Source organism: Pseudomonas sp. FW305-20 (assembly GCF_058788075.1).
In genome coordinates this window covers 23831-44143 of the sequence record NZ_JBYTAJ010000019.1, presented here as the reverse complement: position 1 = coordinate 44143, position 20313 = coordinate 23831, and the positions used below count along the sequence as shown (strand labels likewise).

General features: G+C 59.4%; 19 protein-coding genes, 1 tRNA gene, 1 pseudogene and 1 riboswitch. Of the genes and pseudogenes, 14 read left to right on the top strand and 7 right to left on the bottom strand.

The features are described from left to right. Positions 1 to 85: 85 nt before the first annotated feature. On the bottom strand, positions 86 to 781 hold the full coding sequence (ung, locus tag AC3WP4_RS17480; protein WP_074874267.1) for a uracil-DNA glycosylase: 696 nt from the start codon (positions 779 to 781) through the stop codon (positions 86 to 88). A gap of 132 nt (positions 782 to 913) precedes the next feature. Here ung and dspII point away from each other — a divergent pair, with 132 nt between their 5' ends. Then, a complete protein-coding gene (dspII, locus tag AC3WP4_RS17475) occupies positions 914 to 2017 on the top strand; it encodes an enoyl-CoA hydratase/isomerase DspII (RefSeq protein WP_102615522.1) in 1104 nt (367 codons plus the stop codon). A 59-nt stretch (positions 2018 to 2076) separates the two neighbouring features. Here the strand turns inward: dspII and AC3WP4_RS17470 are convergent, their stop codons facing one another. Beyond that, complete coding sequence (locus AC3WP4_RS17470) at positions 2077 to 2535, bottom strand: hypothetical protein (RefSeq protein ID WP_074874265.1); 459 nt, start codon at positions 2533 to 2535, stop codon at positions 2077 to 2079. Positions 2536 to 2702: 167 nt separating this feature from the next. Next, the gene (locus tag AC3WP4_RS17465) at positions 2703 to 2945 is read right to left on the bottom strand and encodes a hypothetical protein (RefSeq protein WP_074874264.1); all 243 of its coding nucleotides are present in this window, start codon (positions 2943 to 2945) and stop codon (positions 2703 to 2705) included. A 276-nt stretch (positions 2946 to 3221) separates the two neighbouring features. Continuing rightward, a riboswitch (guanidine-I (ykkC/yxkD leader) is annotated at positions 3222 to 3322 on the top strand. A 62-nt stretch (positions 3323 to 3384) separates the two neighbouring features. Between AC3WP4_RS17465 and AC3WP4_RS17460 the strand changes: the two genes are divergently transcribed. The 13 genes and pseudogenes from AC3WP4_RS17460 (at position 3385) to AC3WP4_RS17400 (ending at position 16746) form a co-directional block, all read left to right on the top strand. Beyond that, positions 3385 to 4452, top strand: a complete 1068-nt coding sequence (locus AC3WP4_RS17460) for a putative urea ABC transporter substrate-binding protein (RefSeq protein WP_074874263.1) — start codon at positions 3385 to 3387, stop codon at positions 4450 to 4452. Between the two features lie 16 nt (positions 4453 to 4468). Further along, positions 4469 to 5284 carry an ABC transporter permease gene (locus AC3WP4_RS17455; protein ID WP_074874262.1) on the top strand — a complete coding sequence of 272 codons (816 nt, stop codon included), beginning with the start codon at positions 4469 to 4471 and terminating at the stop codon, positions 5282 to 5284. Next, a complete protein-coding gene (locus AC3WP4_RS17450; protein WP_102615521.1) occupies positions 5281 to 6069 on the top strand; it encodes an ABC transporter ATP-binding protein in 789 nt (262 codons plus the stop codon). Before AC3WP4_RS17455 ends, AC3WP4_RS17450 begins: the two co-directional genes overlap by 4 nt. Before the next feature lie 13 nt (positions 6070 to 6082). Beyond that, positions 6083 to 6808: an urea amidolyase associated protein UAAP1 gene (locus tag AC3WP4_RS17445; RefSeq protein ID WP_074874260.1), complete on the top strand. Its 726-nt coding sequence runs from the start codon at positions 6083 to 6085 to the stop codon at positions 6806 to 6808. Positions 6809 to 6819: 11 nt separating this feature from the next. Beyond that, positions 6820 to 7461, top strand: coding sequence for an urea amidolyase associated protein UAAP2 (locus AC3WP4_RS17440; protein ID WP_074874259.1), 642 nt, complete (start codon positions 6820 to 6822; stop codon positions 7459 to 7461). A 307-nt stretch (positions 7462 to 7768) separates the two neighbouring features. After that, the gene (gene uca, locus AC3WP4_RS17435) at positions 7769 to 11416 is read left to right on the top strand and encodes an urea carboxylase (protein ID WP_102615520.1); all 3648 of its coding nucleotides are present in this window, start codon (positions 7769 to 7771) and stop codon (positions 11414 to 11416) included. Between the two features lie 25 nt (positions 11417 to 11441). Beyond that, positions 11442 to 13214 carry an allophanate hydrolase gene (gene atzF, locus AC3WP4_RS17430; RefSeq protein ID WP_102615519.1) on the top strand — a complete coding sequence of 591 codons (1773 nt, stop codon included), beginning with the start codon at positions 11442 to 11444 and terminating at the stop codon, positions 13212 to 13214. A 128-nt stretch (positions 13215 to 13342) separates the two neighbouring features. After that, a pseudogene (locus tag AC3WP4_RS17425) lies at positions 13343 to 13491 on the top strand (GGDEF domain-containing protein); the annotation flags it as partial. A gap of 6 nt (positions 13492 to 13497) precedes the next feature. Continuing rightward, positions 13498 to 13692 carry a cysteine-rich CWC family protein gene (locus tag AC3WP4_RS17420; RefSeq protein ID WP_008153014.1) on the top strand — a complete coding sequence of 65 codons (195 nt, stop codon included), beginning with the start codon at positions 13498 to 13500 and terminating at the stop codon, positions 13690 to 13692. Between the two features lie 56 nt (positions 13693 to 13748). Further along, positions 13749 to 14441, top strand: coding sequence for a pseudouridine synthase (locus AC3WP4_RS17415; protein WP_102615518.1), 693 nt, complete (start codon positions 13749 to 13751; stop codon positions 14439 to 14441). 314 nt (positions 14442 to 14755) lie between these two features. Continuing rightward, positions 14756 to 15640 (top strand): alpha/beta fold hydrolase, encoded by an 885-nt coding sequence (locus AC3WP4_RS17410; protein ID WP_074874254.1) that lies wholly within the window; start codon positions 14756 to 14758, stop codon positions 15638 to 15640. A 179-nt stretch (positions 15641 to 15819) separates the two neighbouring features. Next, positions 15820 to 15893, top strand: a tRNA-Gly gene (locus AC3WP4_RS17405). Between the two features lie 292 nt (positions 15894 to 16185). Next, entirely contained in the window at positions 16186 to 16746 is a 561-nt protein-coding gene (locus AC3WP4_RS17400) for an NAD/FAD-utilizing enzyme apparently involved in cell division (RefSeq protein ID WP_074874253.1), read from the top strand. Positions 16747 to 16778: 32 nt separating this feature from the next. Here the strand turns inward: AC3WP4_RS17400 and AC3WP4_RS17395 are convergent, their stop codons facing one another. From AC3WP4_RS17395 to ctaD, 4 genes are read right to left on the bottom strand one after another with little or no spacing between them, the layout of a single operon-like run. Then, positions 16779 to 17096: a cytochrome C oxidase subunit IV family protein gene (locus tag AC3WP4_RS17395; RefSeq protein ID WP_074874252.1), complete on the bottom strand. Its 318-nt coding sequence runs from the start codon at positions 17094 to 17096 to the stop codon at positions 16779 to 16781. A 13-nt stretch (positions 17097 to 17109) separates the two neighbouring features. Continuing rightward, complete coding sequence (locus AC3WP4_RS17390) at positions 17110 to 17823, bottom strand: heme-copper oxidase subunit III family protein (RefSeq protein ID WP_074874251.1); 714 nt, start codon at positions 17821 to 17823, stop codon at positions 17110 to 17112. A 6-nt stretch (positions 17824 to 17829) separates the two neighbouring features. Next, positions 17830 to 18522, bottom strand: coding sequence for a cytochrome c oxidase subunit 3 (locus AC3WP4_RS17385; RefSeq protein WP_102615517.1), 693 nt, complete (start codon positions 18520 to 18522; stop codon positions 17830 to 17832). Beyond that, positions 18519 to 20294: a cytochrome c oxidase subunit I gene (ctaD, locus tag AC3WP4_RS17380; protein WP_102615516.1), complete on the bottom strand. Its 1776-nt coding sequence runs from the start codon at positions 20292 to 20294 to the stop codon at positions 18519 to 18521. The genes AC3WP4_RS17385 and ctaD overlap by 4 nt, the downstream gene beginning before the upstream one ends. Positions 20295 to 20313: the final 19 nt, after the last annotated feature.

Sequence of the window (20313 nt, the reverse complement as noted above, 5' to 3'; positions counted from 1 at the left end):
GCCTCAACGGACGCTCCGCGTTCGGCTTTGGATGGGACGCAGAGCGTTCCGGGCTGTATTCCCACGCAGAGCGTGGGAACGATCATTACGCGACCGGTGGTAACCGCCATTCGATCGGCGTCTCGCCATTCTGCTCAAGATATTTATTGGTTCGACTGAAGTGCCCGCATCCAAGGAAGCCACGATAGGCGGACAGCGGTGACGGATGCACCGACGTCAGCACCAGGTGCTTGGTGGCATCGATCAGTTTCTGCTTGCTCTGGGCATGGGCGCCCCACAGCATAAACACCAGATGCGGCTGATGTTCACTGACCACTTCGATGATCCGATCGGTGAAAAACTGCCAGCCCTTGTCCTTGTGCGCGTTGGCGTTGGCGCGCTCCACGGTCATGGTGGTATTGATCATCAGCACGCCCTGGTCAGCCCAGCTTTGCAGGCAACCGTGGGTCGGGATGTCGATGTTCAGATCGCGTTTCAACTCTTTATAGATGTTCACCAGCGACGGCGGCGCCGGTACGCCTGGTTGCACCGAAAAGCACAAGCCGTGGGCCTGCCCCGGACCGTGGTACGGGTCCTGGCCAAGGATGACGACTTTGACTTTATCCAGCGGCGTCGAATTGAGCGCATTGAAAATCATCGGTCCTGGCGGGTAGATTTCCTTGCCTGCCGCGCGCTCCTCTTGCAGGAAATTGCGCAACTCTGCCATGTAGGGCTGGTCGAATTCGGCACGCAGTGCCTCCTTCCAGCTCGGTTCGAGTTTGATACGGTCGTCAGCAGTCATGGTTACATCCGGCAAAAACAATGGGGCGAACCCTAGGAAAGCCCATCACGCTTGTCAATTGATCTGACGCAGATCCGGCACTTTCCTACATAACGATCATACTGAACGCTCAAATTCCTGATCGAGGTCACGATGAATCTGCACTTCGAAGAACTCACTGGCACCGACGGCGCACGCATCGGAGTCGCCAGCCTGGATGCCGAAAAGTCCCTGAATGCCTTGTCCTTGCCGATGATCAACGCCTTGCGCGATCAACTGGACGTCTGGGCCAAAGAGCCACAAATCGTCTGCGTCGTACTGCGCGGCAAAGGTACCAAAGCCTTTTGCGCCGGCGGCGAAGTCCGCAGCCTGGTGGAAGCCTGTCGTGCCCATCCCGGCGAGGTGCCGCCGCTGGCCGCGCTTTTCTTTGCGGCGGAATATCGCCTGGACTTCAATCTGCACACCTATCCTAAACCGCTGATCTGCTGGGGGCATGGCTATGTGCTCGGCGGCGGCATGGGGCTGTTGCAAGGGGCGGGCATCCGGATTGTCACGCCGAGCACCCGCATGGCGATGCCGGAGATCAGTATCGGTTTGTACCCGGATGTCGGGGCCAGCTGGTTCCTGTCGCGGCTGCCCGGCAAGCTCGGGTTGTTTCTCGGCCTGACCGGCGCCCATATGAACGGTCGCGATGCGATCGATCTCGACCTGGCCGACCGTTTTCTGCTCGATGAACAACAGGAAGATCTGATGGAAGGCCTGCTGCAGTTGAATTGGCAGGAACAGACGCCAATGCAGCTGAACAGCCTGCTCAAGGCCTTGCAGCAGGAAGCCCTCGCGCAGATGCCCGAAGCCCAGTGGCTGCCACGTCGCCAACAGATCGATGAGCTGCTGGATGTCAGTGACGTGCGCTGCGCCTGGAAGGCCATCAGCCAGTTGCGGGACTGCACCGATCTGCTGCTCAGCCGTGCCGCGAAAACCATGAGCGAAGGCTCACCCCTGACCGCGCATCTGGTGTGGGAGCAGATCGCCCGCGCCCGGCACATGTCGCTGGCGCAGGTCTTTCAGATGGAATACACCATGAGCCTCAACTGCTGCCGTCATCCTGAGTTCAGCGAAGGGGTGCGCGCACGGTTGATCGACAAGGATCAAAAACCCCATTGGCACTGGCCAGACATCAATACCCTGCCGGATGCAGTGGTAGAAGCGCATTTCCACAAGGCCTGGGAAGGCCGGCATCCTCTGGCCGATCTGTAGGAATACTGAAATCCGGGCATAAAAAAGCGGCGCTTTGTGCGCCGCTTTTTTATGAGTGTTTAACGGTGGCCGCCTCGTCCATTGTGCTCGCCGCGACTGTTGTGGTCGCCTCGTCCACCACGGTTGTCGCGTCCGCCATGTCCGCGATAGTCGTTGCTCCGTCCACCGCGGTTGCGGCCATCCCAACCGCCACGGTTATGGCCATCCCAGCCGCGATTCTGATGAGCCCGGTAATCGGCTCGTGGCGACGACTGGTAATAGCGTGGTGCCGGTTGATAAACCCGCGGCTGATGGTAATACCGCGGCGTTGGCTGGTAATACCGCGCTGGCGGTGCGTAGTACCGGCGAGGTTGCGTGTAGTAACCGCCGCCACCTGAGTAGTAAGGCCCGCCACCGGAATAATAGGCTGGCGAGGTATAGACCTCGGAACGGTAATAGCTGGCTCCTCCATCGGAATAGGGCACGCATGCACCAAGAGACAATCCCAATACAGCAATCAGAAGAATTCGCAGATACATGGCGGCCTCCTGGACCGCGAGTGAGCCACACCAGCGACGCTGGCAGGCGACAGTCAATTATTCGGTGACTGTCGAAAGATCAGACATCGTTTTGCAAATCTGGTGCGTTCGCGAAACAGATTGAAACAAGTCACCGATGAAAGGTTTTTCATCCATTCATCCGCTGATTAATGGTGGCCACCACGATATCCACCTCGGTAATGACGTGGCGAATGCCCACCCCAATAGTAGTAACGATAGCCACCATAAAAGCGCGGGCCGTGGTAGTGGCGCGGGCCGTAATAGTAGGGATAGGGCGAATAGCCGGGATAGTAATAAGGCGCGGAATACACATCGTAGCCCCCGGAGTAGTAGTAGCAGCCGGACAATCCCAGACCGAGTACAACACCGAACAACAGTCGACGAAACATGGCGGCCTCCTGAAAGACCACAGCCGGAACACGCCGGCTGACACCTGTTTTGACTGGCAACGCTGCGCCGAGTGCCGAACCGCCTGGACCTTCAGATCAGCGGCCGGCCCGATCCATTGCGGTGCACCCATGCACCATCACAAGGCAACGCCGCCACCTCTTGCGAGCGCGCCAATTGCGTAAACGCCCACGCTAGAGCGCTCGAGCGGAGTTGGCACGGCTCTCGCTTTAACAAAGACGTGCAGGAGTCATCACAGGTTCGCAGCACCACAATTTGCAATGGCTGACTAGGGTTCCGGCTCGCTAAGGCGAGTGGCTGGTCCGAGAGTTGGCGACCTCCAGTTGAGGTTACACGGCGGGATAAAAGCCCGGGAGACAAGCCACCGTTCACGGTGCCGCGTTGACTCCTGCCCGCCCTTGATCAACTGGAGAACCACCCATGCTCAAGCTTCGTTTACCCGCCCTGCTCGCCGCTGCTTTCGCAGCCTTCGTGAGCGTCTCGTCCCAGGCCGCACAGAAAGACCACTTCAGCGTCTGCTGGACCATCTACGCCGGTTGGATGCCGTGGGAATATGCGGGCAGCCAAGGCATCGTCGACAAATGGGCGAAAAAGTACGGCATCACGATCGATGTGGTGCAGCTCAATGACTACGTCGAATCCATCAACCAATACACCGCCGGCCAGTTCGATGGCTGCACCATGACCAACATGGACGCGCTGACCATTCCGGCGGCCGGCGGCGTCGACAGCACCGCGCTGATCGTCAGCGATTTCTCCAACGGCAACGACGGCATTGTGCTCAAGGGTGACGGCAAGAAAGTCACCGACCTCAAAGGTATGGACGTCAATCTGGTGGAACTCTCGGTTTCCCACTACCTGCTGGCCCGGGCGCTGGATTCGGTTGATCTCACCGAGAAAGACCTGAAAGTGGTCAACACCTCCGACGCCGACATCTCGGCGGCCTTCAACACCGATCAGGTCAACGCCGTCACCACCTGGAACCCGATGCTTTCGGACATCAAGGCCAAGCCTGCGGTGACCGAAGTGTTCAACTCCAGTCAGATCCCCGGCGAAATCATGGACATGATGGTGGTCAACAGCGCCACCCTCAAAGACAACCCGGCCCTGGGCAAAGCCCTGACCGGCGCCTGGTTCGAAGTGGTCGAGTTGATGAACGCGAAAAACGCCGCCAGCAAAGCCGCCCTCGAACACATGGCCAAAGCCTCGGGCACCGATCTGGCCGGCTTCCAGTCGCAACTGGACACCACCAAACTGTTCGCCACCCCCAAAGAAGCCCTGGCGTTCACCACCAGCAAGCAATTGCCGGAAACCATGCGCAAAGTCGCCGAGTTTTCGTTCCAGCACGGCTTGCTCGGTGAAGGCGCCAAGGACACCAGCGCAGTCGGCATGGCCTTCGCCAACGGCGTGACCAGCGGCGACAAGACCAACCTCAAGCTGCGCTTCGACCCGACCTACGTGCAGATGGCCGCCGACGCGAAGCTGTAATCAGGAGGACCTGGCCATGCGCCTGATCAATCGCCACCCGGATCGCCCGAGTCGCCTGCTGTTGGTGATCCTGCCGTTCGCCCTGGTGCTGTTCGCCTACTTCATGGGCTCGGCTGAGCGGCTGACGGACAACCCCAATGACAAGCTGCTGCCGAGCGCCGTGCAAATGACCGACGCGGTGAAACGCCTGGCGTTCACCGCCGACTCCCGCACTGGCGACTATTTACTTTGGCAAGACACCGCCTCCAGCCTGCGGCGCCTGGCCATCGGCCTTGGCATCAGCGCGCTGGCCGGGCTGTGCCTGGGCATCGCCGCCGGTACGCTGCCACTGTTTGGCGCGCCGTTGTCGCCGTTACTGACAGTGCTGTCGATGGTGCCGCCGCTGGCGATTCTGCCGATTCTGTTCATCGTGTTCGGCTTGGGGGAGTTGTCGAAAGTGATGCTGATCGTGATCGGCATCACCCCGTGCCTGGCCCGTGATCTGGAGCAACGCGCCCGGGAAATTCCCGTCGAGCTGCTGATCAAGGCCCAGACCCTCGGCGCTTCGACCTGGACGCTGATGCTGCGCGTGGTGCTGCCGCAACTGTTGCCACGCTTGTTGATCTCGCTGCGACTGATGCTTGGCTCGGCGTGGTTGTTCCTGATCGCCGCCGAAGCCATCGCCTCCACCGACGGCCTCGGCTATCGGATTTTCCTGGTGCGCCGCTACTTGGCGATGGATGTGATTTTGCCCTACGTGGTGTGGATCACCCTGCTCGCCTGGCTGATGGATTGGGGCCTGAAACGCCTGACCCAACGGGCGTTCCCTTGGTATGAGGGGGCCCGCGCATGAGCTTCATCACAGTGAAAAATGTCTGGCAGCAATACGCCGATCAGGTGGTGCTCGAAGGGCTGAACCTGAACGTCAACGAGGGCGAGTTCTGCACCTTGGTCGGTGCGTCGGGTTGCGGCAAGTCGACCTTCCTGCGGCTATTGCTGGGCCAGGAACGCGCCAGTCGCGGCGAGATTTTGTTGGATGGCCAGGCCTTGGCCGGCGAGCCAGATGCCAGTCGTGGCGTGGTGTTCCAGCGCTACTCGGTGTTCCCGCATTTAACGGTGCTGGACAACGTCGCCCTGGGCCTCGAACTGCCGCGCTCGCCGCTGCTCGGGCGGTTGTTCGGCAGCGCTAAAAAAGACGCTCGCGAACAAGCCTCAGTGCTGCTGCACAAAGTCGGCCTCGGCCATTCGCTGGACAAGTACCCGGCACAACTCTCCGGCGGCATGCAACAACGACTGGCGATTGCCCAGGCGCTGATCATGAAACCTCGGGTGTTGCTGCTCGACGAACCGTTCGGTGCCCTCGATCCGGGCATCCGCAAGGACATGCACGGCCTGCTGCTGGAGCTGTGGCGCGAGACGCAACTGACGGTGTTCATGGTCACCCACGACCTGTCCGAAGGCTTCAGCCTCGGCACTCGCCTGTTGGTGTTCGACAAAGTCCGCGTCGACCCGCACGCCCCCGGCGCCTATGGCGCGCGCATCACTTACGACATCCCTTTGAACAGCGACCGCCGCGCCCATCGCGCCGCCGTCGACGCCTTGCCGGCTGATCTGGCAGGCACGCTTCGTACCGCTTAAGAGGACTTTTCATATGACTGATTCGACCCAACTGTTCCCGCCCTTCGCCGAAGAAATGCTCCCCGGCGGCGGCCATCGCTCCTTCGTCCTGAAACGCGGCCAACTGCTGCGCCTGACCGACCTGCGTGGCGGTGCCAACGTCAGCCTGACACTGCTCAACGCCAACGAAAAAACCGAACGCCTGAACCTGCCCGACAGCCTCAAATGCCAACACACCGCCAAGCTCACCACCGGCCATTGCCTGTACTCGGACATGGGCCGCGTGCTGGCTGCCATTACCGCTGACACCTGCGGCTGGAGCGACAGCCTCGGCGGTGTGCTCTGCGCTGAAGAGGTCGCGGAAAAATACGGCGCGGGGCGCTATCAGGAACTGCGCAACGGCTTCTTCCGCAACGGCACCGACAACCTGTTGGTGGAATTGGGCAAGTGGGGGCTGGGCCTGTCCGATTTGCTGATGACCCTCAACCTGTTCAGTCGCGTGAATGTCGATGAGGCCGGACATTTCCACTTCGTCGAAGGCCATTCCAGGGCCGGCGACTACATCGAGTTGTATGCGCCGATGGACACGCTGGTGGTGCTCACCGCGCTGCAACATCCGATGGACCCTTCGCCTGAGTACGCGCCGAAACCGCTGAAACTCAGCTGGATGAACGCTGACGCCAGCGTCGCCGAACACTGCCGCACCTCGCGCCCGGAAAACGAGCGCGGCTTCATCAACACCGACCGTCTGTTCGCCTGAGGATCGCTGCCATGTCACTCGCAATCGCTACTGCTCAACAGCTTCCCGAAACCGCGATCTACCGCGCCACCATCCCCGCCGGGGAACCATGGCTGATGGAGGTCAAGGCCGGCCAGACCTTGCGCATCCTCGACCTGGAAGGTAACCAGGCGGTCGACACGTTGTTCTACAGCGTCGCCAATCCAAAGGAGCGCTACGACGTGCAACGCACCTTGCGCCGACAGAACAGCGTCTACCTGAGCACCGGCAGCGTGCTCTATTCCAACCTCGGCAAACCGATGCTGACCATCGTCGCCGACACCTGCGGCCGTCACGACACCCTCGGCGGCGCTTGCGCGCAAGAGAGCAACACCGTGCGTTATGCGTTGGAGAAACGCTACATGCACAGCTGCCGCGACAACTACCTGCGGGCCTGCATCCACGACGGGCGATTGGGCAAGGGCGACATCGGACCGAACATCAACTTCTTCATGAACGTGCCGGTCACGGCGGATGGCGGGCTGACGTTTGAAGACGGCATTTCGGCGCCGGGCAAATACGTCGACCTGCGGGCCGAGATGGACGTGATCGTGCTGATCTCCAATTGCCCGCAATTGAACAACCCGTGCAACGCCTACAACCCCACCCCTGCGGAGCTGCTGGTATGGAACTGAAATTAGCGCGGTTGCGTCGATGGTTGTTTGCCCTGTGCCAGGCCCGTTCAGGCCAGTGCCTCAAACAATAAGAACACCCTAAATCCAATGTGGGAGCGAGCCTGCTCGCGATAGCGTCAGCACATTCACCATAAATGTCGACTGACACTCCGCTATCGCGAGCAGGCTCACTCCCACAGGGGTTCGGTGGTGTTTTTGAGTGAACTGTTTTTGCCGTCGGGGACGACCTCGGCGCTTATCGAAAAACTGCGGGACGGCCCGCATCCCAGGTCGAGGCTGATGCGCTATCGCCTCCAGGGGTTATGCCATGTTCGAAAAAGTCCTGATTGCCAACCGTGGCGCCATTGCCTGTCGCATCCTGCGCACCTTGCGTGAGTTGCAGGTCCAGGGCGTTGCCGTCTACTCCGAAGCCGATGCCGCCAGTTTGCACATTCTGCAAGCCGACGAAGCCCACAGCCTCGGTGAAGGCGCAGCCGCCGGCACCTATCTGGCCGTCGAAAAAATCCTCGCCATCGCCAAATCCACCGGCGCCACGGCGATCCATCCCGGCTACGGTTTTCTCTCGGAAAACGCCGCGTTCGCCGAAGCGTGCGAAGCCGCCAACATCGCCTTCATCGGCCCGACGCCCGAGCAGCTGCGCGTGTTCGGCCTCAAGCACACCGCCCGCGCCTTGGCCAAGCGACACGGCGTGCCGATGCTCGAAGGTACCGAATTGCTCGACAGCCTCGACGCGGCGCTGATGGCTGGCGAACAGGTCGGCTACCCGGTGATGCTCAAAAGCACCGCCGGCGGTGGCGGCATCGGCATGCGCGTGTGTCGCAGTGCGGCCGAGTTGAGCGAGTCCTTTGAAGCCGTCAAGCGCCTGGGCCAGAACAACTTCAGCGACGCCGGGGTGTTCATCGAAAAGTACATCCAGCGCGCCCGACATCTGGAAGTCCAGGTGTTCGGCGACGGCCAGGGCGAAGTCATTGCCCTCGGCGTGCGCGACTGCTCGGTGCAGCGGCGCAACCAGAAAGTCCTCGAAGAAACCCCGGCACCGAACCTCCCCGAGGGCATGGCCGAAGAGCTCTGCGCGGCGGCGATCAAACTGGCGAAAGCGGTGAATTACCGCAGCGCCGGCACCGTCGAATTCGTCTTCGACAGCGAGGCTCAGCGTTTCTACTTTCTCGAAGTGAACACCCGTTTGCAGGTGGAGCACGGCGTCACCGAGCAAGTCTGGGGCGTGGATCTGGTGCGCTGGATGGTCGAACTGGCGGCCGGGGATTTGCCACCGTTGAGCACGTTGAGTCAAGGCTTGAAAGCCTGCGGCCATGCGATTCAGGCACGGCTTTACGCCGAAGATCCGGGCCGGGATTTTCAGCCAAGTCCAGGCTTGCTGACCGCCGTGAACTTCCCTGCCGCCGATGGCAAACACCTGCGCATCGACACCTGGGTCGAGGCCGGTTGCGAGATCCCGCCGTACTTCGATCCGATGATCGCCAAGGTCATCAGTTGGGCGCCGACCCGCGAAGAAGCCGCTGCCGATCTGCATCAGGCGCTGGGCGACAGCCTGCTCTACGGCGTGGAAACCAACCGCGATTACTTGCGGCAGATTCTGCTCGATGCGCCCTTCGCCAGCGGCCAGCCGTGGACCCGTTGCCTGGAAAGTTTGGTCTATCAGGCCAACACGTTTGAAGTGCTCAGCGCCGGCACTCAAACCAGCGTTCAGGACTATCCCGGCCGTCTCGGTTACTGGGCCGTGGGCGTGCCACCGTCAGGGCCGATGGACAGTCGCGCGTTGCGCCTGGGCAACCTTTTGCTGGGTAACGACGAAGGCGCCGCTGCGCTGGAAATCACCATGAGCGGGCCGCTGCTGCGCTTCAATTGCGACGCGGTGGTGGCGGTGACCGGGGCCGTGATTCCACTCACCCTTAATGGTGATGTGGTGCCGATGAACACGGCGTTGCTGGTACCGGCGGGCGCTACGTTGAGCCTGGGTACGATTGCCGGTGCGGGCGCGCGCAGCTATCTGTGCCTGCGCGGTGGCCTGCAAGTACCGGATTATCTGGGCAGCAAAAGCACCTTCACCCTCGGTCAATTTGGTGGGCATGGCGGTCGTGCGTTGCGAGCCGGGGACGTGTTGCATGTGCTTGCTTTGAGCGATCGCAGCAGCGGTCTTCAACTGCCTGAAGAACAGGTCAGCGAGTTGCCCGCCGTGCGGCAAATTCGGGTGATCTACGGCCCTCACGGTGCACCGGAATATTTCACCGAAAACTACATGGGCACCTTCTTCGCCACCCAGTGGGAAGTGCATTTCAACTCCAGCCGTACCGGCGTGCGGCTGATCGGGCCGAAGCCTGAATGGGTACGTGCTGATGGTGGTGAGGCGGGTCTGCATCCGTCAAACATCCATGACAATCCGTACGCCATTGGTGCGGTGGATTTCACCGGGGACATGCCGGTCATCCTCGGTCCCGACGGCCCTAGCCTCGGCGGGTTTGTCTGCCCGGTGACGGTGATCGAGGCGGATCTTTGGCAGCTTGGGCAACTCAAGGCTGGGGACAAGGTTCAGTTCCTCCCGGTCGATCTCAAGACCGCCCGCACCCTCGCCCTGAAATGGAATACCCCCTGTAGGAGTGAGCCTGCTCGCGATGGCGGCAGTACAGCCAACATTGATGTGACTGACAAACCGCTATCGCGAGCAGGCTCACTCCTACAGGGAGTTGTGTCGCCTGTGGTGTTGGATTTGGGTCAGGACGATACGCGGCTGGTGGCGAGACTGTCCGGCGACACACATTTGCTTTTGGAAATCGGCGCACCTGAGTTGGACCTGGTCCTGCGCTTCCGCGCCCACGCACTGATGCAAGCCCTGGAAAGCCAAAACCTGCACGGCGTCATCGACCTCACTCCCGGCATCCGCTCGCTGCAAGTGCACTACCAGCCCGAACAACTGCCGCTGGCCGATCTGCTCGGCATCGTCGCTGGCGAGTGGGACGCCGTGTGCGCCGCCAAGGACCTGCAAGTGCCCTCGCGCATCGTCAATCTGCCGCTGTCCTGGGACGACCCGGCCTGCCAGCTGGCGATCGAAAAATACATGACCACCGTGCGCAAGGACGCCCCGTGGTGCCCGAGCAATCTGGAGTTCATCCGCCGCATCAACGACCTGCCGAACCTCGACGAAGTGCAGCGCACGGTGTTCGACGCCAGCTACCTGGTGATGGGCCTGGGCGACGTCTACCTCGGTGCGCCGGTGGCCACGCCGCTCGACCCGCGGCATCGTTTGGTGACCACCAAATACAACCCGGCGCGCACTTGGACCGCGGAAAACTCGGTGGGTATCGGTGGCGCCTACATGTGCGTCTACGGCATGGAAGGCCCTGGCGGTTATCAGTTCGTCGGCCGCACGTTGCAGATGTGGAATCGCTATCGCGAGGTCGCCGCATTCGATGGCAAACCGTGGCTGCTGCGCTTCTTCGATCAGATCCGTTTCTACCCGGTCAGTGCCGATGAACTGCTGCGCATTCGACGGGATTTCCCCCTCGGGCGCTTCGATCTGAACATCGAGCACAGTCAGCTGAATCTGGCGGATTACCAAGCCTTCCTGACGAAGGAAGCCGAGAGCATTGCCGCGTTTCGCGACCAGCAAAAAGGTGCGTTCAACGCCGAGCGCGAGCGCTGGATCGCCAGCGGTCAGGCGCATTTCGACAGTGAAGAACTGGTACCGGAAATCACCGACGACGCGCCGCTGGCCAGCGATCAACAGAGCGTCGACAGCCACATCGCCGGCAACCTTTGGCAGGTTCAGGTTGAAACCGGTAGCCGGGTCGCCGCGGGTGATGTGCTGGTGATTCTGGAGTCGATGAAGATGGAAATCCCGCTGCTCGCGCCCGTGGCCGGAGTGGTACGCGAGATTCGCGTGCAGCCGGGTTCGGCCGTGCGCGCCGGACAGCGCGTCGTGGTGCTGGAACTTGAGTGAACCCACTTTGAAAAGGATTAATGCGATGAACATCAATCTGCAACTCGACGCCCTGCGCAGCGCTTATCGCATCGGCAACATCACGCCCCGTGAACTGCTGCTGAGCCTGCGCGATAAAGCCGCGGCGCTGAACCCGGATTATCACCTGTTCATCCACTTGCTCAGTGTTGAAGAACTGGAACCGTACCTCGCCGCACTCGACGGTCGCGACCTCGACAGCTTGCCGCTGTTCGGCGTGCCATTCGCGATCAAGGACAACATCGACCTGGCGGGCATTCCGACGACCGCGGCGTGCCCTGCATTTGCCTACGTGCCGGAGCGTTCGGCGACCATCGTCGAGCAGTTGCTGGCACTGGGGGCGATTCCGTTGGGCAAGACCAATCTTGATCAATTCGCCACGGGGCTAAATGGCAGTCGCTCACCCTACGGCGCATGCCCGAACAGCGTGTTGCCGGAGTATCCGTCGGGCGGCTCCAGCGCCGGGTCTTCACTGGCGGTGGCGCTCGGCGTGGCGAGCTTTTCCCTGGGTACGGACACGGCAGGCTCCGGGCGTGTGCCGGCTGCGCTGAACAATCTGGTGGGGTTGAAAGCCAGCAAAGGGTTGATCTCCACGGCCGGTGTGGTGCCGGCCTGCCGCACCCTCGATTGCGTGACCACGTTCACCGCGACGGCTCGGGAGGCCAGTCAGTTGCTCGCGCTTACTGCGCACCTTGATCCCCGCGATGAATACAGCCGCAGCAATCCGTTGTGGAATGACGGCTCGGCGTTTGGTGCGCCTCGCCCCTTCCGCTTCGGCGTGCCCCGTGCTCAGGATCTGGCGTTCTTCGGCTGCCCTGAAGGCCCGTTGTTGTTCGGTGATGCCATCGATCAACTCAAAGCCTTGGGCGGTGAAGCCGTGGAACTGGATTTGTCGCCGTTCCTCGAAGCGGCGCGCTTGCTCTATGAAGGCCCCTGGGTGGCCGAGCGCTACAGCGTCGCCGGCGAATTGATGGAGCAAAATCCTGAAGCCGTACTGCCGGTGATTCGCGCGGTGCTGGCCAAGGCGCCAGCGGTGAACGGCGTGCAAACCTTCCGCGCCCAGTACCGGCTGCAAGCGCTGAAAGCGCTGTGCGACAAGGCGCTGGACGATCTCGACTGCGTGCTCACACCCACCATTGGCCGCCCCGTCACGCTGGCAGAACTGGACGCCGAGCCGGTGCTACGCAATTCGGAACTGGGCTACTACACCAACTTCATGAACCTGCTCGATTACGCCGCCGTCGCCGTGCCCAGCGGGTTCATGGGCAATGGTTTGCCGTGGGGCGTGACGTTGTTCGGGCGGGCGTTTACTGATCAGTATTTGTTGGGTGTAGCGGATGCGTTGCAGCGCCAGCTAGGTTTGGCGACACCGGTTCCGTCGTCTGTCGCACGTCACGACCGGGCGCGATTGGTGGTGTGTGGTGCGCATCTGGATGGGCTGGCGCTGAATTGGCAATTGAAGCAGCGCGGAGCTCGACTGGTCGAGACGACGTTCAGTTCGCCGGACTATCAACTGTATGCCCTGGCCGGCGGCCCGCCGTTCCGTCCCGGGATGGTTCGCGTGAAGGACGGGGGTGTGGCGATTGCGGTGGAAGTGTGGGAATTGCCAAGCTGTGAGCTGGGTTCTTTTCTGACCGGGATCCCGGCACCGTTGGGGTTGGGCAAGGTGCAATTGGCAGATGGGCGTTGGGAGAGTGGGTTTATTTGTGAAGCGTATGGGTTGGAGGGGGGAGTCAATATCAGCCATTTAGGCGGATGGCGGCGTTACCTCGCGCAATAAGGGACGCGGAGCGTCCCGGGCGGCTTTCCCACGCAGAGCGTGGGAACGATCGACTCAGGGACGTGTGAACGATCGTTCGCCCCGCACATCGAGCAGTTATTTCCCGGCAGTGCCATTAGAATACCTGCCAGCTGACCGTAAGCATCGGCCTGCCTCCCCGCAGGCCGATGACACCTTGCACACGCTGCTGTCGAGAACGGATCATGCGATGTACCGGGCCAAGCAAGCCGGCCATAACCGCACCTGCGTGGAAATGCCTCACTCCAGTTATGAATAACCCTACATGAATAAGCCAGATTTCTGTCCGGCCTGCGGCGCCTCCAACGACTGTACCCTGGCCGACCCGCGAACCGCCGATCGGGCCTGCTGGTGCTACGGCGTCAGCATCGACCCGGCGGTGCTCGAAGCGCTGCCACCCGAACTGCGCGACAAATCCTGCTTGTGCCCACGCTGCGCGCAAGTCGAGGCGCAGCTGTAAGCACCCGCACAATCGATCACGTAAGATACGTCCCCCTTTCCTGCCGATCCCTCGTCATGCGCATCGACCGTTTCCTCAGCAACCTGCCGCGCTTCAACCGTAAGCAGGTACGTCTGTTGCTGGTGGAAAAGCGTGTCAGGATCGACGGAAAAGTCGTCAGCGATCCTCACGCCGACGTACAGGAATTCAGCCGCGTGGAAGTCGACGATGAGCTGCTGCAAGTCGGCAAGCCTGCACGCTACTTCATGCTGCACAAACCGTCTGGCTGCGTCAGTGCCACCCGCGATCCGCAACACCCGACCGTGCTCGACCTGATCCATGAGCCGGACAAGGAAGACCTGCACATCGCCGGGCGCCTGGACTTCAACACCACCGGCCTGATGCTGATCACTAACGACGGCAGCTGGTCGCGACGCCTGACCCAGCCGCAAACCAAACTGCCCAAGGTCTACTACGTCGAGACCGAGCAAGAGATTGGCCCGCAATACGCATTGAAATTCACCGAAGGCCTGTACTTCGCCTTCGAAGACCTCACCACCCAACCCGCCGAGCTGGCCGTACTCGGACCAAACTGCGCGCGGCTGAGCATCGTCGAGGGCCGTTATCACCAGGTGAAGCGGATGTTCGGCCATTTCGACAACAAGGTGCTGCGCCTGCACCGCGAAAGCATGGGCCCGTTGGTGCTCGACAGTGCCCTGAAACCGGGCGAGTACCGCGCATTACGCACCGAAGAGATTCAATTGATCTAAGCAGACGACCGCTCAGCAGAAGTTGTCGAACAATTTTCCAAAGATACTTGCGCGATGACGTGACCCCTGCTTGAATCAGGACGTCGGCACGAAATGTGACCGACGAGTCACAACATACTTCTAAGAAACTTTTTGCCGGTAGAGAACCCTCAGGTTCCGCTTTCCCCCGGCAGACTGCCCGCCAATAACAATACCCGTCGACCGGACTGCAATGGATCGACATGGGCCTCTCAAATTCCAGGCGTATGCCTACCTGTCACAAAGCTCGTGCAATCTGATTTGCACGCATACCCGCTTGCCAGGAGTCTTATGACATGAGGCCAGAAATCGCTGTGCTGGATATACAGGGTCAGTATCGGGTTTACACGGAGTTCTATCGCGCAGACGCCGCAGAGAAGACCATTATTTTGGTCAACGGCTCGATGGCCACGACTGCGTCGTTTGCACAAACCGTGAAAAACCTTCACCCGCAGTTCAATGTGGTCTGCTACGACCAGCCCTACGCGGGCAAGTCGAAAGCCCACAACCTGCACGAAAAATTGCTGACCAAGGAAATCGAAGGGCAGATCCTCCTGGAGCTGATCGACCACTTCGCCGCCGAACACGTGCTGTCGTTTTCCTGGGGTGGCGCCGCGACCCTGGTCGCCCTGGCCCAGCAGCCACGGCGCATCGAAAAAGCCGTGATCAGCTCGTTCTCTCCGGAGATCAACGCGCACATGCTCGACTACCTCGAGCGCGGCATCGATTACCTCGGCAGCCGGGACGGTGATCGGGTGGGCAACCTGGTGAACAGCACCATCGGCAAACACCTGCCGACCCTGTTCAAGCGCTTCAATTATCGGCACGTCAGTTCCCTGGCCGAGCATGAGTACGGGCAGATGCACTTCCACATCAGCGATCTGCTGCACAGTGATCGCCAGTGCTTCTTCAAGGCCGCGGAGAAAGTCAACGTACCGGTGCTGTTCATGAACGGCGAATGGGACGAGTACACCGCTGCCGACGGTGCCCAACTGTTCGCCAATCATGTGCAACACGCGACTTTCACCACCCTGCAGGCCACCGGCCACTTTCTCGACATGGAACACAAAGCAGCTTGCCGAGACAGCCGCAACGCATTGCTGGGCTTCCTGAAACCTTCACAACACGAAAGTCGACCGCGTTATCACTACGTCCAGGACCAACATGCATTGGCCATCTGAAACAGTGTCATCGCGAGCAAGCTTCGCCCTACGGTGTTGAATGCATTCCTGTAGCAGCGAGGCTTGCCCGCGATAGACCGTCATGCGGTCTCTGCTTTCGTTTCTTTTGCGCTAAAGCCGTCCCACGCAAAGAAAAACTTCATTTCCACGGCCACATCTGGTACAAAGTCAGCCGCTCAGCGGGTGTCGTATAATGGCATTACTCCAGCTTCCCAAGCTGATAACGAGGGTTCGATTCCCTTCACCCGCTCCAACCGAATTTTGTCTCACGTCAGAATGTTTTTGACGGGAGACGCAAGAACACAAAAACCGGTCCGTTGTGACCGGTTTTTTTGTGCCCTGGATTTGGGTTGCCGGGGAACCTGGCGGGAGCATCAGAGCGCATGCTTCCCGTCCCCATGCCCCAATGATAGGCAGTGCTATACTTTTTTATGATTTGAATGAAGCGTACAGCGTTGCCCAAGGGGGTTGATACCGACTGCAAATCTCGATTGGCGCTGCAAGACTAAGGAGGTCTACGGCAAGCACGAGATGGGAGGTGTGGCATGAATCGACACTATTACATCAGCAACAATCTCGACGATCTTGAAGCCGTTGAAAATGAGCTGGAAGCCAGCGGCATCAATTCCGAACAAATTCATGTGCTCAGTCAACACGTTGCCGAAGTTGAACAACATCACCTTCACGAAATCAACTCGTTAATGGAACAGGATGTTGTCCACTCTGGCGAAATTGGTGCAGTGATCGGTGTGCCCCTCGCAGCGTTGGTTCTTGGCGTCGCCTATTGGCAGGGCTGGACCGAATCCGCCGCCGGCTGGACGCCTTTTGTCTTTCTTGCCGTTGTTGTATTTGGCTTCTGCATCTGGGAAGGCGGTTTTTTTGGCATCCAGGTGCCAAACACTCACTTCCGCAGTTTTAAACAGGTGGTAGAAGAGGGAAAACATATTTTCTTCGTCGATGTCGAGCCGGATCAGGAGTCGGTATTGGACCGGGTAATCGAACATCACCCAGCGCTGGAGATTGCCGGCACGGGAACGGCAGCCCCCCACTGGACAGTGGCCTGGCAGCACAAATGGCATCAGTTCAAGCGAGTCATATCAGGTTAGCCACAGGAGACTGACAGCCATCCAGAAGCTGCTTACTGGCCGAAGGAAATGACCCGACTGAAGAAAACATAGTCTGCCTCGGTGGCCATCAGTCCAACCAGCACCAATAAACACAAAGGTGGCAACAGTATGGCGTAGACCATGGCCAATCGTTCCCAGGCCATGTGCATGAAGATGGAGACAATTAAACCTGCCTTCAACAACATGAAAGTGATAATCAGGGACCACCGAAGGTAACCATGGAACTGGAAATAGTCGACAAGGTACGACAGCGTGCTGAGGACGAATAACAGCCCCCAGATTTTAAGGTACAAGCTGATTGGATGTTGCTGACCTTGAGCATGTGCCATCACCCGTGCTCCTCTACCATAAATAGAAGAAAGCAAAAATAAACACCCACACCAAATCCACGAAATGCCAGTAAAGCCCGGCTATCTCGACGTTCTGATAGTTTCCGGAGCGCTCATAATCTCCCCGCCATACTTTCATCGCCACAATGCTGAGGTAAAGGGCGCCGATTGACACATGCAGTCCGTGAAAACCGGTAATCATGAAAAAACTGGCGCCAAACTGCGCCGCTCCCATAGGGTTCCCCCAGGGACGCACGCCTTCTGCGATGAGCTTGCTCCATTCGAAGGCCTGCATGCCGACGAAGGTCACACCCAGGGCAGCGGTCGCCAGCATCAGGGCAGTGGTTTTCGCGCGATCACGGCGGTAAGCGAAATTGACGGCCATGGCCATGGTGCCGCTGCTACTGATCAGCACAAAAGTCATGATGGCGATCAGAATAAGTGGGATCGACTGACCGCCGATCGTCAATGCGAACACTTCGCTGGGGTTCGGCCAGGCGGCGGTGATGGTCATGCGTACCGACATGTAGCCGGTTAAAAAACAGGTGAATATAAAAGTATCGCTGAGCAGGAATATCCACATCATCGCCTTGCCCCAAGGCACCTGCTTGAAAGCCTCCTTATCCGAGGACCAGTCGTTGGCGATGCCCTGCCACCCGGCTACAGGCGGCAAGCCGGATGGATTGGATGAACTGGAGTCGCCTGGGGCAAGTGGATGCGATGCCATGGCTGTTCACCTCAGGCCGCAGAATCTGGCGATCGCTTCGTAGGTTTGCGGCGTGCTGGCCAGCAAAGCGAAGAGCACGAACCAAAGGCCCAGTAAGTAATGCCAATAGATGGCACACAGCTCTACGCTGGCGCTGAGTTGCGGCAACGGCACGCGCTGCAGGAATTTAGCAACGATTATGCCCCACGCTATCAACCCGCCCAGCAGGTGGAGCGCATGCAGGCCGGTCAACAGGTAGAAGAAGCTGTTGGCCGGATTGCTGGCGAGAAAGTAACCCCAGGCGACAAACTGCTGCCAGACCCAGAGTTGACCCACCAGAAAAGCAATGGCGAATACGCCCGCCAACGCAAAACCAATTACAGTTGCACCCAGTTGCGCCCGTCGGGCGGCCATACGCGACCACTGCAGTGCGACGCAACTGAATACCAGAAAAGCCGAGTTCAGCCATAGCTGCGAAAGATTGGCTAACGGGGCCATGGGCTCTGTCAGGGGTAGCCAATCATTCATTTGTGAACGGGCAATAAAGGCGAGCAAGAAGAGGAAGAATAACGAACTCACCACGACCAGGAATAAGCGCAGGCCTGTTCTTGCGATTTGGTTTCGATCGGCACCTTCACCCGCCTGAATACCCTCCGGATTTCGATTCCAGCTGCCGCCGGGGTCAGCGCCATCGGCGTTTCTCAATAGCAACCTGCTCATGTTTTAACGTCCGCTATCCTGGTTCCGGCACTCTGTTTCCGCATCTGCTCCAACTCCTCGGCGGAGACTGTTTGCGGAACGAAATCCTGCTCTATTCCCGGCACGCTGTAGTCATAGGCCCAACGATGCACAACCGGCAGCTTCGCGCCCCAATTACCGTGTATCGGCGGGGTATTCGGCGTTTGCCATTCCAGACTGGCCGCGCCCCAGGGATTACTGCCTGCGGGCTTGCCCTTGAATGCACTCCAGGCCAGGTTGAACAGAAACAACAACTGGGAAACGCCGACGGTCAATGCGATTACTGTTATGACGGCGTTCAACTCTTGTGCCGACTGCGGAATGAACGCGTAGTTGTCATAAGCGTAGTAACGGCGTGGCATGCCCTGGAAACCCAAGTAATGCATGGGGAAGAAGATGGCGTAGGTCCCCAGGAAAGTAATCCAGAAATGCAACTTGCCCAGGGTGTCATTCAACATGCGCCCGGTGACTTTAGGGAACCAATGATAGATGCCGCCGAACACCACCAATACCGGCGCAACCCCCATCACCATATGAAAATGCGCTACAACGAAATAGGTGTCCGAGAGCGGAATATCCACGATCACATTGCCGAGAAACAAGCCGGTCAAACCGCCGACCAGGAAGGTGACGATAAAGGCCAGGGCAAACAGCATCGGCACGGTCAGATGGATGTCGCCGCGCCACAGGGTCAGCACCCAGTTGTAGACTTTCAGTGCGGTCGGCACCGCGATGATCAAGGTGGTGACGGCGAAGAAAAAGCCAAAGTACGGGTTCATTCCGCTGACATACATATGGTGCGCCCAGACCACAAAGCTGAGTACGCCAATCGCAATAATGGCCCACACCATCATTCGGTAACCGAAAATGTTTTTACGCGCATGCGTGCTGATCAAGTCGGAGACCAGACCAAACGCAGGGAGCGCAACGATGTAAACCTCCGGGTGGCCGAAGAACCAAAACAGGTGCTGGAACAATATTGGGCTGCCACCCTGGTGATCGATCTGCTGCCCCAGCGAGATCATCGCCGGCATAAAGAAGCTGGTGCCCAACAGCTTGTCAAACAGCATCATGACCGCACTGACGAACAACGCAGGGAAGGCCAGCAAGGCCATGATCGAGGCCATGAAGATGCCCCATACGGAGAGCGGCATACGAAACAATGTCATGCCGTGCGTGCGCGCCTGCAACACCGTGGTGACGTAGTTCAACCCGCCCATGGTGGCTGCAACAATAAAAATCGCCAGTGAGACTAGCATCAGGACGATGCCCCACTCGACCCCCGGTGTCCCCTGAGAAATGGACTGTGGCGGATAGAGCGTCCAGCCCGAACCGGTGGGGCCGCCAGGGACAAAAAAACTGGCGAGCAACACCACTACCGCTAGCAGGTAGAACCAGTAACTCAGCATGTTGACATAGGGGAAGACCATGTCGCGGGCGCCCACCATCAGCGGGATCAGATAGTTACCGAAGCCACCCAGAAACAAGGCTGTCAGCAAGTAAATGACCATGATCATGCCGTGCATGGTCATCGCCTGATAGTAAGCACTGGCGTCCATGAACTCCAAAGCGCCGGGGAAACCAATCTGTATGCGCATCAAGCCGGACAACACCACGGCGATAACGCCCACGAACAAAGCCGTCAAGGAATATTGAATGGCGATGACCTTGTGGTCCTGACTCCAGATGTATTTGGTCAGGAAGCTTTTGGGTTCGTGTAGTGCTTCTGTTTCGGCTTGCTCCGCATAGGCCATCACGTCATCTCCTGTCGAA